Genomic DNA, 15,714 nt, shown 5'->3' on the forward strand with positions numbered 1-15,714 from the left:
TTTATTACAACATATTCAACTGTAGGGGCGCATTGCATACGCCCGAAAACAGAAACCCGTGAATGGGCGTATGCAATACGCCCCTACTCAATAAATATAAAATAATAGATATGATATTAGATAATTTAGCAAACTCGGCATTATACGAGCAATTGCACCCCTTATTTAAAGAAGCGTTCGAATACCTGAAATCCGTCGATTTTGCGAAAGCGGAGGTAGGCAAAACAGAGTTGAAGGGTAAAGACCTCTTCCTGATGGTAAGCGACAGTAACCTGAAACCGCAGGAAGAAGCCCGACTGGAAGTCCACAACAAGTATATAGACATACAACTACCGGTAAGTAAGGCTGAAAGATTTGGCTGGAAAGCGCGGAAAGAGCTGAATGACGCTATTGAACCCTTCAATGAAGAAAGAGATATCCAGTTCTTCGCCGACAAATATGAAACTCAATTCACAGTTTCCCCCGGCGACTTCCTTATCTTCTTTCCCGAAGACGGACATGCGCCGTGTATCGGCGAAGGTCAGGTAAGAAAAGTGGTAGTAAAAATAAGAATATAAACTAATTGAGAATGAAGAATGAAAAATAAAGAATTATGAGTTATAAATCCTCTGATTTTAATTATTCATTCTTAATTCTTAATTCTTAATTGAATAATATGCTTAAATTCATTAAAAACGATCCGTGGCTGAAACCTTACGCCGAAGCAATAGAAGGCCGTTACAACTATGTGCTGAAAAGAGAGGCCGATTTGACGAACAATGGCAAAATATCCCTGTCGGATTTCGCATCGGGGCATCTGTACTTTGGGCTTCACAAGACAAAAAAGTCGTGGATATTCAGGGAATGGGCTCCGAATGCTACCGCCATTTATATGGTAGGCGACTTCAACGGCTGGCAAAAGAATGATGAATTTAAGCTGCATCCCAAGTCCAACGGCGAATGGGAGATAGAACTGCCACTGGATAAAATCAGGCATCAGGACTTATTCAAGCTTGTCGTCTGCTGGAACGGAGGCGAGGGCGAACGCATACCGGCATGGATAACAAGGGTGGTGCAGGACGAATATACCAAAATATTCAGCGCGCAGGTATGGGATCCCGAAACGCCTTACGAGTTCAAGAAGAAAAAGTTCAAACCGAAAACCGACCCGCTTTTGATTTACGAATGCCATATCGGTATGGCTGCCGAAGCGGAGAAAGTAGGTACTTATGAAGAGTTCAGGCTGAATGTACTCCCACGTATCAAGGATGACGGGTACAACGCCATTCAGATAATGGCGATACAGGAACATCCGTATTACGGTTCGTTCGGCTACCATGTTTCCAGCTTCTTTGCGGCATCTTCCCGTTTTGGCACACCCGACGAATTGAAACACCTGATAGACGATGCCCACGCTATGGGTATCGCCGTGATAATGGATATTGTGCATTCGCATGCCGTAAAGAACGAAACCGAAGGGCTGGGACGCTTCGATGGGTCATACACGCAATACTTCCACGGAGGCAGCCGGCGCGAGCATCCGGCATGGGACTCCCTGAATTTCGATTACGGAAAAAATCAGGTAGTACACTTCCTGCTGTCCAACTGCAAATTCTGGCTCGACGAATACAACTTCGACGGCTTCCGCTTCGACGGGGTCACATCGATGCTCTATTACAGCCACGGGCTGGGCGATAATTTCGCAGGGTATCAGGACTACTACAACGGCAACGAGGACGACGAGGCCATCTGCTACCTTACGCTTGCCAACAAGCTGATTCACGAGGTGCGCCCCCACGCCATTACCATAGCCGAAGAGGTAAGCGGTATGCCGGGGCTGGCTGCAAAAATAAAAGACGGCGGCTATGGCTTCGATTACCGCATGGCGATGAATATACCCGACTACTGGATAAAGATAATCAAAGAACGGAAAGATGAGGAATGGCATCCTACAGGCATATTCTGGGAGCTGACCAACCGCCGCGAGGATGAGAAAACAATATCGTATGCCGAAAGCCACGACCAGGCGCTGGTGGGCGATAAGACTATCATCTTCCGCCTGATAGACGCCGATATGTACTGGTATATGTCGAAGCATTACGGCAGTTCGTATATGACGGACAGGGGTATCGCCCTGCATAAGATGATACGCCTTGCGACTGCCTCTACTATCAATGGCGGCTACCTCAACTTTATGGGAAATGAGTTTGGGCATCCCGAGTGGGTCGATTTTCCGCGCGAGGGCAACGGGTGGTCATATAAGTACGCGCGCCGACAATGGTGGCTGGCCGACAACAAAGACCTCAAATACCACTATCTGGGCGACTTCGACAAGGCGATGCTTTCGCTTATTACCTCTGTAAAGAAATTTGAAAAGACGCCTGTTATCAGGCTTTGGGATAAGGATGAAGATCAGGTGCTTGCTTATATGAGAGAAAAGCTGATATTCGTATTCAACTTCAACCCAAGTAAATCGTTTACCGACTACGGATTCCTTGCTCCTGAAGGTAAATATCAGGTAGTACTGGATACAGACTCTCCCGATTTTGGAGGAAACGGGCTGACTGATGACTCAGTGGAACATTTTACTATCTATGACGAATTGTATCACAAAGATGGTAAAGGCTGGCTGAAACTGTATATTCCGGCACGTTCGGCTTTTGTGTTGAAGAGGATGGATTAAATCTAAAATAAAATGAGGGTATGTCAAAAGCCTGAAAGATCATAGTATTGCAGGTTTTTGACATGCCCTCTTTTTTTATTTGTGTCTCTATCAGGAGGGAGAACGGTTTTTATTCGGCTATCCTGTCGGTAAACAATATGCCTTGCAGGTGGTCGAACTCGTGCTGAAAAATGACTCCTGTATAGTCTTGGCCGCGTCCGCCTCCCGACAGGCGTTCCTTTACAGGCGTTCCCTTTTCGTCATAGTATTCTACATCTACCCACGCATAGCGCCGCGTAGTTCCCGACAGTTCGGGTACCGACAGGCAACCGTCGCCCTCAAAGAGGAATTCTTCTTCCGAATGCCCTGTAATACGCGGATTGATGGCTACCTGTACAGGCATTCCTTCTTTGTCGAGCCGCATAAAGAGGAACAGGTTGCGCCCTACGCCTACCTGCGGGGCGGCAATGCCTACACCCGATTCTACGGCAAGGGTAAGGTTGAGGCGCGAGATAAGGAGTTGCAGGTCTTTGTCCGACTCAATGTCCTTTGTGTCTATATCTATACTTTTCTTGCGCAGGAAAAGGGAATCCTTTTCACTATTGGTCAGTAGCACCCTGAAAGGGGTGTCCGTTGCACCGCTATTTATCAGCGATTTTTCGTTGATTGTCATATATTTCACAGATTTACACGCAGATATGCTAACCGCAAGGATCAGTAGGTATATTATTTTTTTCACTCCACGGCATGTTATTATTCGCGTACAAAGATACGGATTTTTTTAGAAGCTGTTACCTGCCCTCAACGAACAAGATGTATTCTGCGGCTTGCCTTTAAAAGTTAAAATAATTATTTTTGTAAAAAAATTATATCATGTTTAGTATAGAGGAATATGTGACTCCCAGTCGTACGGGCAGGGATGGCAAACTGAAATTTGTATCGGCTGTGGATATGATGCAGGATTGTTCGCAGCTGTGGATGAAGTCGGAACCTGTGCTGGAACAATATTTCGGCGAAAATAATATGGCTCAGCTACTGGCTTCGCGGCAGATGGATGTGCTGCGCATGCCTGAATACGGAGAGAGGCTTACGATAACAACGAGCGTTTTCGAATGTCAGAATATTCAGGGGTACAGGAATACCGTTATCTACGACGAAGGGCATAAGCCATGTGTGGTAAGCTGGAGTACGGGTGCCTTCGTCAACTTGTCTACAAACAGGCTGGCCAAGGTGCCACAGGAAATATTTTCGGGAATGGTGTTCGACGATAAGGTGGAAATGGAATATCTGGACAGGAAAATCACCGTACCCGAAGGCGATGTGACGCAGTTCCCGCCCGTGCAGGTAATGAGCAACGATATTGATATGAACAGGCACATGAACAACGCGCATTATGTACGTGTAGCTATGGAGTTTCTGCCCGAAGATTTCAGGACAGACAGGCTGCGGATAGAGTACAAGAAGCCTGCCGAAAAGGGAGATATGCTGTATCCTCGCCTGATAAGGACAGACAAGCCGTTGATATATATTCAATTGCTAGACGGGAATAGCCAGCCTCACGCCGTGATGGAATTTAGCCGGAAATAAGGAGTGGAGGTGCAGCAGAAAGCTCCCCTTGCCTTTTGTACTTTTACTTAATTTATATTTCGCTGCCGGCCACTCTTTCCAATATTACCTTTACCATATCGGGACTGCCTTTCTGGACGACAATGGTTTTGTCGGCACACCCTGCCATCCTGAACGTGATACTCACACTTTCTTCATCGGGAACAGCTATGCAGAAATATCCCTCCTCGTTGCAATAAGTAAAAAACTCTGTGCCGCGTGGTACGAAAGGCAAGTTTTCGACCCATATCAGAGGCGTGAGCGCACGGCCACCCTCGTCCTGCACATAGCCCTCGATGTAACGCGCCTTAGCCATTTCCTTATCAATGAGGGAATCCCACTGTATGCGTTTGGGCGTTTTTTGCAGGCTTACCATTATCAGAGAGTCCCTGCCTACAGGGAACACTTTGGCCTGATAGTCGTCTATGTCCTCCAGGCTGCTGTAAGGCAGTTTATTATATTTGCTGTGGAATGTGAGGTAGATACTATCCCTGTCGGGTACACAAAGGGAAAACTTCCCGTTATGTCCGGTATGTCCCAATATCTGTGTTTTTGATTTATAAATGGATTCTACGCAGATATTCATAAGGGGCAGCCCTTCAGTATCTGTTACATATCCTGTGATATAACGTCCGGATTGTTGCTTTTGTAAAATATTGCAGCCAAACAGGAAAGTGCATAGTAGCGTGCAAGTAATGAGTTTGTAAATAGTTGTCATAAATGTTTGTATCGTTTGTTATTTTCGTTTATATTATTCCCCGTTATTTTGTTCCATTAAGATATTTATACTGTCGGCTGTGTTTTTTGTGATAATTAAACTTTGTTCTTTAGACGAAAAGAACAAATCAAAAAATGTAATTTGTACAGAATCTCTGTTGGGTATGGCTATCTCAAATCTGCCATCTTCATCTGTAACTGTATAGAATGGAGTGTTTAGAGGAACAAATGGCAGGTCTTCAACCCATACACTTACTGCCGGCATCCTATTCCCGTTTTTAAAATAAGTATGCCCTTTTATGTAACGGGCATTGATAAGTTCTTTATTTATTAATGAATCCCAAAGGATACGTTCCGGTGTTTTATATAGCGTTACATTTACTTTTTTATCTTTTCTCCCTACATTTATATCTTTCCGGTAATAATCCTGAATATCTTCTATCCCTTTATAACCGGATGAAAAATAATACCTGCGTTCAAAAGAGAGTTGAACGGTATCCTTATTTTTAACCCACATCTCGTATATTCCATCATTCTTTGTAATAAATCTGCTTTGTATACTTTGAGGAGAATAAACAGTAATAAAATTAATAGGCTTCCCATTTTCTTCCATCACAGTACCAGAAATAAGTCTCTTTGTACTACAACAACAGAGTGCAATACACATTGTAATACAAATAATCCATTTTATTATATCTGTTACCATACCCGCCATTATTTTATTCACAAGGCGTAAAACCTAACCGACTAATGTAAAATTCAGGTAGAACTATCTCACTTAATCCTCCTTTGTAAACATAGAGAAAAAACCAGTATGTAGGCTCGTTTGGTGCTATTATTTGAGGATCAAATACAAAATACTCAAATCGTTTTTTATTTCCTGTTTTCCTAAAAACAGCATCTGATTTAGGGTCTTCTTCCATTAGCCTACACGGATTACAACCTTTTTTCACAAGAAAAGGAGTATTACTTATATAGAAAATCCCGAGATAATCAAAACGTTCAATTAGTTCGACATCGTCTAAACGGACCTTGATAAGCTTAAAGACTTCCAGTGTTGAATCCTCTTCTATACGAAGAGTATGTATATACATACCTCTAGGAAGTGGCGACTTTTTCTTTACAATAACCGAATCCAATGTTTTGAGAAGAAAATTGTCCGTTACCTCCAAAATGTCAAGTTCTATCTGTTTTTCTATTCTTTGTCGATTTTGAGCAGAAGAAATAAGAGAAAAACAGAATAAGTTAACGAATAATAAGCATATAATTTTGTCTTTCATAGTTCTACTCCATATCCTCCCCCTTGTCCTGTTCGCTTGTCAGGAATCCTTTTATGTTAAGTTCGTCGAGCAGGTTGCGGTTGGTTTGTGTCTGTGTATACGAACCCGTGACTATCTGTTTGGGGAGCACCTTCATCCCTATCAGTTTGTCTACGCGAGTTTTTACTAAATGAGTGTATTCTTTTCCTTCCGCTTCGGAAAGGACGCCCTCTTTTACATTCTTCTGTATCTCTTTTCTGATAGCCAGCGAGTCCAGTAGGGCTTTATTCTTCTTTTCGTTCTGGTAGATACCATGATTGGTAATGTAATCCCATATTTCTTTGAACAGGAAGAATATCGATTTGGCAACTTCGGCAAATGTCTGTATCCCTATATTGGTATCGCTGCCCGAATCGAGCAGGATAATGTCGGTCTGATAGTTGTCTTCTTTGTCGATAAGTATCTTACCGGTCACGTTTACCAGTTCCTGCAACGCGTCCAGTATGCGGATATATTCTTCGGAACTGATGTAATCATTGTCTATCACTACCTGAAAGAGTAATACTCCGCTTTCGAGCGAACTAAGAAAATCCTTATCGGTCAGTTCGTTGAGTAGCAATGATTCGGCTACTTCGAGCATCTTTATCAGTCCCTGATGAAACTGGTAGAGCTGTAGTATTTCCGGAGACTTGAATGCCATATAATATTGCTCTGTAGTAAGCACACGGGCAAGCCTTGCCAGATTATCCTCATTGTATATTTTGTCCGCGCCAACCTCTTTCAGGAAAGAGGCATAATTGTCCTGTAAAAGCAAGTTTTCGTAATTTACCTTGGATGAAAACAGTAGCGGCGTGATTTTGGCAAAGTTGTATTCTACAATTTCTTGTTTGATTGTACTCCTAAGGTTGAGTCCACTGTCGAAATGGTCTGTAATCCGTTCCGAATCCAGTTTATCTACCACTGTCTTAAGATGCTGTACGAAGTCCAGTTTCTGCATAATATGAGGTTTGCGCACACTAAAATATACAATAAAAATGAATGAACAGGAAGGTGAGCGCTCCTCCCAAATTATCATTTTTTAACCAATCAAAGGTAAAATTTTATTTTCAGCTACGAAAGAATTATATAGAAAAAGCCCGTTGGTATAATTTTAAGACATTTATATTAAGGATCTTACCTGTAAGTATGTCTTAATATTTATTTGCTTTGTCTTATATTCGGATTGGCATAAATAATGATATGCTTTGTTATTATATAGCATAGAGGCAACCCTGCGTATCTGCCCAAAGAGGGGGAACACACAGGGTTGCCGCCATATCAAAAACTCCGCACCCAAAACTTAAAACTTAAAAATACAATCTCATATTTAATAGAATATGGGACAAAAAGCGCGCAAATGTCAATGAAAATTGTACTTTTGTGAGATAAATAATTTATCGAGAGTATTGACTGATAAAACTTTTACTAACATGAATGGAATAGACTGGTCAAATTTGTCTTTCGGATATATGAAGACAGATTACAATGTAAGAAGCTATTACAAAGACGGAAAATGGAGTACGCCAACCGAAACTACATCCGAAAATATTGACATCCACATGGCTGCCACCTGCCTCCACTACGGACAGGAAGCATTCGAAGGACTCAAGGCTTTCAGGGGAAAAGACGGTAAGATCCGAATTTTCAGGATGCGTGAAAATGCATTGCGTATGATTTCTTCTTCACATGGCATCATGATGGCCGAACTACCGGTAGAAGTTTTTGAAGAAGCCGTGATAAAAGCCGTAAAGCTGAACGAACGCTTCGTACCGCCTTATGGTAGCGGGGCATCGTTGTATATACGTCCGTTGCTGATAGGCACAAGCGCGCAGGTAGGCGTAAAACCCGCCGCCGAATATATGTTCCTTGTATTTGTTACCCCTGTAGGGCCTTACTTCAAGGAAGGCTTCAAGCCTACGCCGGTAGTGATACTGAGAGGGTACGACCGCGCCGCACCACTGGGCACAGGTACCATCAAGGTAGGTGGCAACTATGCAGCCAGCCTTGCTGCCGGACATATAGCCCACGAGAAAGGATACTCTGCCGTATTGTATCTCGATGCCAAAGAAAAGAAATACCTGGATGAGTGCGGCCCTGCCAACTTCTTCGGGATAAAGGAAAACACGTATATCACGCCGCAATCGTCGTCTATACTACCATCCATTACCAACAAGAGCCTGATGCAACTGGCCGAAGATATGGGCATGAAGGTAGAACGCAGGCCAATACTTGAAGAAGAACTGGCCACATTCGAAGAAGCCGGACAGGTAGGTACAGCCGCCGTTATCAGCCCGATACTGAGAGTTGACGACCTGGACGAAAATAAATCTTACGTGATCTCCAAAGATGGCAATGCAGGCTCTGTAAGCACAGCGTTGTACAAGAAGCTGAGAGGTATACAAGAAGGAGACGAACCCGATACACACGGCTGGGTAACGATTGTCAGTTAATAATTAATAATTGACAATAGAGGATGAACTGTCAACTGCCCATTGTCAATTATCAACTAAAAAAAATGGAAGAAATACAAATAGAAGAACAGATAGCGAAACCTGACGAAAGAATGGTATTGCGTACCGAAAACCTTGTGAAAAGATATTCGTCGCGAACCGTTGTAAACCATGTTTCCATAGACGTAAAGCAAGGCGAAATTGTCGGTTTGCTCGGGCCTAACGGTGCCGGAAAAACCACTACCTTCTATATGACCGTAGGACTAGTAATGCCTAACGAGGGCAAAATCTTCCTCAACGATACGGAGATAACCAAGTTCCCCGTTTACAAGAGGGCGCAGCACGGAATCGGCTATCTGGCTCAGGAAGCTTCTATTTTCCGCAAAATGACGGTCGAAGACAATATCCGTTCGGTACTGGAGATGACCAAGACCTCAAAGGAATACCAGAAAGAGAAACTGGAAAGCCTGATAGATGAATTTGGCTTGCATAAAGTACGTAAAAATCTGGGGGACAGACTTTCGGGAGGAGAGCGCCGCCGTTCGGAGATTGCTCGATGTCTGGCTATCGACCCTAAGTTTATCATGCTCGACGAGCCCTTTGCGGGAGTTGACCCCATTGCCGTACAAGACATTCAGGAGATCGTAGCGAAGCTGAAATATAAGAATATCGGCATCCTCATTACCGACCACAATGTGGACGAAACCCTGAGTATTACCGATCGTGCGTATTTGCTGTTCGAAGGAAAAGTCCTCTTTCAGGGAAGTGCCGAACAGTTGGCGGATAACGCGGTAGTAAGGGAGAAATATCTCGGTCGCGACTTCCAGTTGAAACGCCGTAATTTTGAATTCCTGAACGAATAAGGATAAAGCAAAAATTCTGAAAGTCCTGATACAGAATATGTCAGGACTTTCTTTATTGCCCTGTATTTTCCCTCTTAGACAAAGAAGGACGCGAGTGTGAATTCCAAAATAGTCACCAAGCAACTGTTAAAACAACTATATTGTATTCTTATTGGCTTTTTATTCTTACATTTGTTTTTGGAGTATAACCGAGGACATTCAATTAATATGAAAGCAGGAGTTTATCATGCATTAATTGACAGGGTTTATTAGTCGATGATATTCATCATTAGTAACATCCTAACTTAACACATATGCATAAGGAATACACAGATAATAATATCTATACTTTTTTGAAGTCTAGTCTGATTGCCCATCTGGAAAAACTTCATTCTCAACTTGTCCGCGACAGAGCCTTTATCTGTATACGCTCCGACAGGGCAGCACAATGTTACGAAAAGAAAATAGACAAAGGCATCGATATCGATGAGGCTTATCAAGACGCGTTGTGCATACTGTTTCACAATCTGCAATTTTCTAAATCTGCAATATTGAAGGACATATATCTGAAAAAATATGGCGCAGAGGATGAAGAACACTTATATTGCCTGATGGAGCAATGCGAAAGTATATTCCAGAAATATGACCTGACGGACGATTTCAAAGAAAAGCCCGAATATATGGAACTGTATTCAGATCTGGAAGAAGAAGTCAGCTCCATATAGTAAGGCCAGTCACGCCTGTAAAGTGTTAAAGAAAGCCTGTTTTTGTAAGGAAAGAAAATCGTTATATGAAAAATTATTTTGGTAAAATTTAAACCATAGCTTACTTTTGACGCACCCACAAAGAGGGGATACGCCAGTTAACCCTACATTATAGAATGTAATTTTTAGCACCCCTTTCTTTTCACAGACCGCTACAAAAGCCGTACCTTTGCTGTCGATTACAAATACGATTATGATAAAAGCTATTTTCTTTGACATTGACGGTACACTTCTCAGTTTCGAGACACATTCGGTTTCACAGTCTACAATTGATGCTATCAACGCCGTAAAGGCACAGGGCATCAAAGTTTTCCTTGCCACAGGCCGCCTCAAAAAACAGGTACAGCATCTGGGCGGGCTGGAGTTTGACGGGTTTATCACCGTAAACGGGGCTTACTGTGTAACTACTGACAATGAGGTCATATTCAAACGCCTGATACCAAAGGACGAATTGAACTCACTGATAGCTTTTCAGGAAAACGTAACGCAGTTCTCTTATGCCTTTATGGTACAGGAAGGTTCGTTTGTAAACCATGTGAACGATGCCGTGACCGATATAGCCCGCCTGGTGGAAGTGCCCGTACCTCCTGTTCGCAATCTCCGCGAAATGGTGGACGACGAAGTGCTTCAGGTAAACCTGTATGTAGATAAGGAACTGGAAGAGAAAATAATGAAGGAGGCTTTTGTCACTTGTAGCGCGAGCCGCTGGCATCCCACCTTTGCCGACGTCAACATCAAAGGGATAGACAAAAGCACGGGGATAGACCGGTTTTTGGAATATTATGATATAGACCGGCCGGAAACGATGGCTTTCGGAGACGGAGGCAACGATATAGAAATGCTCAGGCATGTAGGTATAGGCGTAGCTATGGGCAATGCCGGAGACAATGTGAAAGCCGTAGCCGACTATGTGACCAGCAGCGTGGACGAAGATGGCGTGGCTAACGCCTTACGCCATTTCGGGCTGATAGGGTAAATAGGATTATTGAAATCATAAAATAAAAAACGCTGCACTACTCTTTTTACTGCGAGGTTAGGAAACTCTATTTCGATCTTTTTCGCAACTTGCCATTCAGGAATTCCACCAATAGGGAGAAGCCGATGGCAAAATAGATATATCCTTTCGGTATTTCTCCTACCTGATAACCGAATATGTTGAGGTGCGACAGGTGCGCGGCTTCTATTATCAGCATCAGCCCGATAAGGATGAGGAACGACAATGCCAGCATCTGTATAGTAGGGTGTCCGTTTACAAACTTGCTGATAGGTCCCGAAAAGAACAGCATCATCAGCACGGCGGCTACAACAGCCAGTACCATAATAGCCATAGCCCCTTGGTAGCCATATTCCTTAAAGCTGACCATGCCCACAGCGGTAAGCACGCTGTCGAACGAGAACACAATATCCAGCGCCACTATCTGCGCTATTATCGCCCAAAAACTGTTGTTCTTCGATTTTACAGCAACGGTTTCTTCCGATACTTCCAGTTTCTCATGTACCTCGGTCACACTCTTATACATCAGGAATAAGCCGCCCACCAGAATAATGATGGCCTGACCCGAAACGGAGCCGCTTACCCATGACGTGCCGAATGAGAAAAGCGGCTTGGTAAGCTGCATCAGCAACGAAATGCCAAACAGAAGCGCAATACGCGCTACCATTGCCAGCAGCAAACCCACAGTGCGCCCGTGTGCCTGCTTCTCTTTCGGTAGCTTGGATGTCATTATCGACAAGAACACGATATTGTCGATGCCCAATACTACCTCAAGGAAAACTAGGGTAAGCAGGGCGATCCATGCGCCGGGTAGGAGGAAGGTTTGTATAATTTCCATAATCTTTGTTCGTCTGAATAACTTAACGTATTACATAGGGGTTTGGTTTTCCGGTGTGGAATTCGAGGAGTAAAATTAACAGGAAATTCTCTTGCGTTGTAAGCTAAATTCAGTTATATTTAACATTATTACAAGACAAAAATATATTATACCAATCAGGAGTTGAGAAAAGGCTTGAAAAGCCAAATCTTCATAACCGCGGGTCATCGACCTGCGGAAAAAGGATGAGCAATACCAGCTGTCTGAAAGACAGGACATACTGTGTGTCCTGCCGCTTCGGGCAGGGGAGTGTAATTGTCCCTTGCTCCGTAAGCTACGCTGCGCTTGCATACGGTTATGAAGATTCTGCCTTTCAGGCAGGAGTTGAAAGCAGTTCAACTCCTGATTGGCATTACATACATTTAAATAATTAGTCTCTCCTTACGAATATAAAAGTTTCCAAATAGTTTTCATTTCGCCAGCATTTTCATCAGTAGAAAACTATTTGCATTTGGTTGGCAGCATTTATTACAATAGTTCGTTATAAAAACAGCTTTTTTAAGCGGCAATAGTCCCATATTGTTTTAGTTCATTAATTATCCGCTTATTTTTTTTAGAGTTTGGGTTCATTCCTAACTTTTCAAAAAATGTTTTCATTAGCAATTCGTTGTGATACATTGTTTTAATATCAGCCATAGAAAATGGTTTGTTCCAATTTTTTTTATCAGCCCAATGTTCACATTTAGCCAGGTTAACAGCCGTTAGTGCAGCATTAAAATGCATATAAAGCTTGTTTTGACTTCTGGCTTGCGATGAGTTTAATGCGCAATGCTGTTTGGCATCGCGGTAAAGAAACTCAATTTGAAATCTTGATCGGTAATACCGGACTATTTTTAGGGCATCCATTGTAAGGTCTGTTGAGAAGTAAAGTTTTCGGGTTACTTCTTTTCCGTTCTTGTAGAATATGGCCATAGCCAGTTTAATGTTACATTTTAATGTGTTGTGATATACAATGGCTGAATAGATTTTGATTTCTTTGGAAGAAGTAAAAACTTCACAAAAATGATTCATATCAGGGGAATACGGATTAATCTTGCCATCATATTTTTTGTTGGCTCCTTTTTTCCCTGATTGTTTTCCCTTGTAAATATAGCGCATATCTGCATCATCGCGCAATCGGCTGATAANCAATCGGCTGATAAAATGCATGCCTAAGGAGAGAACCGTGTCCACTACTTTCTTCTTTGAGAAATAGGCATCGGCAACCAGATAAGTTGACAGTTATCCATCTACCCAACCTCTTCAAAGCTAAGGCAGTGGAGAGGGCGGGGGTGAGGTGTTTCAAAGATCGCTTTTCCCTACCCTCTACTTCTACATATAGATAAACTTCCCCGAAAAAAAAACGGGTTGCCCAAAACGGACAACCCCGGTATAGAACATACTTCTGTGGTTATTTTTTATTCTAAGATACAACGGACAGAACTGCCATCTGCCCTCCCAGCATTATTATTTGAGCGGACAGCATTTTTGGTGAAAATTAAACGTTTCGAAAGATGGTTTTCATAATAAGGTAATGGATTGATATGTATTGTTCCACTCCAGTAATGGCCTGCATCACCGACATATTCTAAAATGGAAGGTGATCTGTAAGAAGGACGAAAGCCAGCAGCCGGCAGATAAAGTGCGTTGGCCAGTTTATAACCACTGGCGCTATTTGAAGCGAATGTTCCCAACCCAGTCCAGTCATTAATAGCTCCCGCAATATTTGGTGCCGCACTATTGGCTGTCGCGTGATAAATAGATTGCCACTGCTTTATACTTGGTACTTTCCATCCCTGTGGACAAGGATCGCCAGACCCTTTGGTCTGGTGGTAATCCAACTCTCCATCACCCCACAGGTTGATGGGGTGTGTGTTGCGCCAGTCCCATCGAGCAATATTAGTAGGATCATCAAAGGATCTTATATACTTCCCAAAACGATCGTTTCCTTCTGCCACCTGTCCGTTAGCATCCAGATCTTCAGGGTCATGAGCTATTGTCTCAAGACTGGCATCCTGACCATTAGCAGGCCACAACTTCGGATAACGGACTTGGTGTCCGTCGGCCACGCGCCCCCATTGAAAAAGCCAACCGCCCATCTTGCAAGGATTTATTTCATTTTCGTCACCCAGATTCACATGAGCGAATGCTATTTTCGGTAAAGCTTTATTACTTTCATCCACTGCATTCACATAGATAGGCGACAGTGTGCCTTTTTCGGCTTTTACTACCAGTATTTCGTAGGCTTTGCTCTGTACTACATTACCGCCATCCACTTCTATCTGGCAAATAATTTCTACAGTCTTTGTCCAATTATCCAGAATGTCTTTTTCCAAAGCAAGATCAGCCGGAGGTGTGTAAGCAAAGTTGGCATCCACACTCACGCTTTTGCCATCTACTACCCATAGGTATGATGCAGGAGTAGAGGTATAAGAGACTGTCAAGTTTATTGTCTGATAGGTAAACATATAGGGTATACAACTTGTTACTATAACTTTCGGATCTTCAGGTTCAGGTATATACGGTGGCACTTCGCCTACACATCGTGATACCCATTTTTCACCGTTCCAGAATTCGAGGCAGTTGGTTGTTGTGTTATAGATAGTCAGCCCTTTGGCCAAGGCGTTTTTGTCGGCATCCGACCTGTAGGTATCCGCCATGGCGTTGCGCTCTACAGTAGTCAACATCGGCATGCGCAGGCCTGTGTTTTTGTTCGATACCAGTTCGAGTGCCGAAAACGCTTCCGGTTCTTTGTTGTCGCCGATGGTTACTTGTGCTTGCAGGCAGAGTAAGGGCAGCAACAGTAAAAGTGTGTTAAGGATGAAAAGTCTTGTTTGTCTGTTTGTTCTCATATTTGTGAATATTTAGTATGTTAGTTGTTTTACAGCCTGTTATATTATTTTTCGTATAGTCAGAATTGTTATTTCCTGCTCTATTTACTGGGAGCTGTTTATTCACTATTTTCGCAAACGGTGGAATAAGTGGTAAAGACAAATAATGAAGACAATGCATAAATGAGGTAGCCCCCGGTAGATACAACAGAGACAACAAACTCAACGGATAAGAATGCTGTGCAGTTTCAAAAATATTTTTTAGATTATCGCGCAACAACGCACGCACACAGAAAAAACTGCGCGCGGTATATAGGAATAGTAGGAATAAAAGATTATCTGATAGGCAGGCTAGTCTCTCTCTAATAAAACGCAGCTAACTACCAAATTTCCAGACAGAAAAATGGCATGCGGCCTTGTGTTTTTGTGAGTGAAATTCATTGTTATTTGTTGTGCTTATTCGCTTTTTACCGTCACAAATGAAATACAAAAAATCAGAATTAAAAAACCGAAACGTCATTTTGGCAGAAATGTGTAAGAAAAAGGCAGGAATGTGTAATTCAAAAAAATGTGTCAAAGAAACCGAAATTCCTTTGACACACCTAGTGTCATGTCAATCTAATATTGTCGGATAAAGTTTTTTTAATTTAATTCTGGCCTTATCATTCGTGAACTGCCAGTTTATCTTGGAACTTCTATTATTTCTACTTCTCTGC

At 42.7% G+C, this 15,714-nt stretch carries 16 protein-coding genes; 8 read left to right on the plus strand and 8 right to left on the minus strand.

Going from position 1 to position 15,714, the window contains the following annotated elements:
- Nucleotides 1–110: 110 nt before the first annotated feature.
- On the plus strand, nucleotides 111–557 hold the full coding sequence (locus D0T84_RS08715) for a YhcH/YjgK/YiaL family protein (protein WP_163307496.1): 447 nt from the start codon (nucleotides 111–113) through the stop codon (nucleotides 555–557).
- 98 nt (nucleotides 558–655) lie between these two features.
- Nucleotides 656–2,662: an alpha amylase C-terminal domain-containing protein gene (locus tag D0T84_RS08720; RefSeq protein ID WP_163307497.1), complete on the plus strand. Its 2,007-nt coding sequence runs from the start codon at nucleotides 656–658 to the stop codon at nucleotides 2,660–2,662.
- A 109-nt stretch (nucleotides 2,663–2,771) separates the two neighbouring features.
- Here D0T84_RS08720 and D0T84_RS08725 read toward each other — a convergent pair whose 3' ends face one another.
- Entirely contained in the window at nucleotides 2,772–3,314 is a 543-nt protein-coding gene (locus D0T84_RS08725; protein ID WP_163307498.1) for a peptide deformylase, read from the minus strand.
- A gap of 200 nt (nucleotides 3,315–3,514) precedes the next feature.
- Here D0T84_RS08725 and D0T84_RS08730 point away from each other — a divergent pair, with 200 nt between their 5' ends.
- Complete coding sequence (locus tag D0T84_RS08730) at nucleotides 3,515–4,228, plus strand: acyl-[acyl-carrier-protein] thioesterase (protein WP_163307499.1); 714 nt, start codon at nucleotides 3,515–3,517, stop codon at nucleotides 4,226–4,228.
- 52 nt (nucleotides 4,229–4,280) lie between these two features.
- Here D0T84_RS08730 and D0T84_RS08735 read toward each other — a convergent pair whose 3' ends face one another.
- From D0T84_RS08735 to D0T84_RS08750, 4 genes are read right to left on the minus strand one after another with little or no spacing between them, the layout of a single operon-like run.
- Complete coding sequence (locus tag D0T84_RS08735) at nucleotides 4,281–4,964, minus strand: hypothetical protein (RefSeq protein WP_163307500.1); 684 nt, start codon at nucleotides 4,962–4,964, stop codon at nucleotides 4,281–4,283.
- Nucleotides 4,965–4,997: 33 nt separating this feature from the next.
- Nucleotides 4,998–5,669: a carboxypeptidase-like regulatory domain-containing protein gene (locus D0T84_RS08740; protein ID WP_163307501.1), complete on the minus strand. Its 672-nt coding sequence runs from the start codon at nucleotides 5,667–5,669 to the stop codon at nucleotides 4,998–5,000.
- 13 nt (nucleotides 5,670–5,682) lie between these two features.
- Complete coding sequence (locus D0T84_RS08745; RefSeq protein ID WP_163307502.1) at nucleotides 5,683–6,243, minus strand: hypothetical protein; 561 nt, start codon at nucleotides 6,241–6,243, stop codon at nucleotides 5,683–5,685.
- A gap of 4 nt (nucleotides 6,244–6,247) precedes the next feature.
- Nucleotides 6,248–7,219, minus strand: coding sequence for a hypothetical protein (locus tag D0T84_RS08750; RefSeq protein ID WP_163307503.1), 972 nt, complete (start codon nucleotides 7,217–7,219; stop codon nucleotides 6,248–6,250).
- A gap of 472 nt (nucleotides 7,220–7,691) precedes the next feature.
- Here D0T84_RS08750 and D0T84_RS08755 point away from each other — a divergent pair, with 472 nt between their 5' ends.
- The 4 genes from D0T84_RS08755 to D0T84_RS08770 all read left to right on the plus strand — a co-directional run bounded on the left by D0T84_RS08755 (nucleotide 7,692) and on the right by D0T84_RS08770 (nucleotide 11,293).
- Nucleotides 7,692–8,711, plus strand: a complete 1,020-nt coding sequence (locus D0T84_RS08755) for a branched-chain amino acid aminotransferase (protein ID WP_163307504.1) — start codon at nucleotides 7,692–7,694, stop codon at nucleotides 8,709–8,711.
- A gap of 65 nt (nucleotides 8,712–8,776) precedes the next feature.
- Nucleotides 8,777–9,574: an LPS export ABC transporter ATP-binding protein gene (lptB, locus tag D0T84_RS08760; RefSeq protein ID WP_163307505.1), complete on the plus strand. Its 798-nt coding sequence runs from the start codon at nucleotides 8,777–8,779 to the stop codon at nucleotides 9,572–9,574.
- A gap of 293 nt (nucleotides 9,575–9,867) precedes the next feature.
- Complete coding sequence (locus D0T84_RS08765) at nucleotides 9,868–10,278, plus strand: DUF1896 family protein (RefSeq protein ID WP_163307506.1); 411 nt, start codon at nucleotides 9,868–9,870, stop codon at nucleotides 10,276–10,278.
- 232 nt (nucleotides 10,279–10,510) lie between these two features.
- Nucleotides 10,511–11,293, plus strand: a complete 783-nt coding sequence (locus tag D0T84_RS08770) for a Cof-type HAD-IIB family hydrolase (RefSeq protein ID WP_163307507.1) — start codon at nucleotides 10,511–10,513, stop codon at nucleotides 11,291–11,293.
- Nucleotides 11,294–11,360: 67 nt separating this feature from the next.
- On the opposite strand, the gene D0T84_RS08775 is transcribed toward D0T84_RS08770, so the two are convergent.
- Nucleotides 11,361–12,149 carry a TerC family protein gene (locus D0T84_RS08775; RefSeq protein WP_163307508.1) on the minus strand — a complete coding sequence of 263 codons (789 nt, stop codon included), beginning with the start codon at nucleotides 12,147–12,149 and terminating at the stop codon, nucleotides 11,361–11,363.
- A gap of 224 nt (nucleotides 12,150–12,373) precedes the next feature.
- Here D0T84_RS08775 and D0T84_RS08780 point away from each other — a divergent pair, with 224 nt between their 5' ends.
- A complete protein-coding gene (locus D0T84_RS08780) occupies nucleotides 12,374–12,562 on the plus strand; it encodes a hypothetical protein (RefSeq protein WP_163307509.1) in 189 nt (62 codons plus the stop codon).
- A 124-nt stretch (nucleotides 12,563–12,686) separates the two neighbouring features.
- Here D0T84_RS08780 and D0T84_RS08785 read toward each other — a convergent pair whose 3' ends face one another.
- Both D0T84_RS08785 and D0T84_RS08790 read right to left on the minus strand, forming a co-directional pair.
- Nucleotides 12,687–13,409, minus strand: a complete 723-nt coding sequence (locus D0T84_RS08785) for a transposase (RefSeq protein ID WP_163307513.1) — start codon at nucleotides 13,407–13,409, stop codon at nucleotides 12,687–12,689.
- A 176-nt stretch (nucleotides 13,410–13,585) separates the two neighbouring features.
- Nucleotides 13,586–15,019, minus strand: a complete 1,434-nt coding sequence (locus D0T84_RS08790; RefSeq protein WP_163307510.1) for an FISUMP domain-containing protein — start codon at nucleotides 15,017–15,019, stop codon at nucleotides 13,586–13,588.
- Nucleotides 15,020–15,714 lie beyond the last annotated feature (695 nt).

Origin of the sequence: Dysgonomonas sp. 521 (assembly GCF_010501055.1) — a bacterium.
GTDB lineage: Bacteria > Bacteroidota > Bacteroidia > Bacteroidales > Dysgonomonadaceae > Dysgonomonas.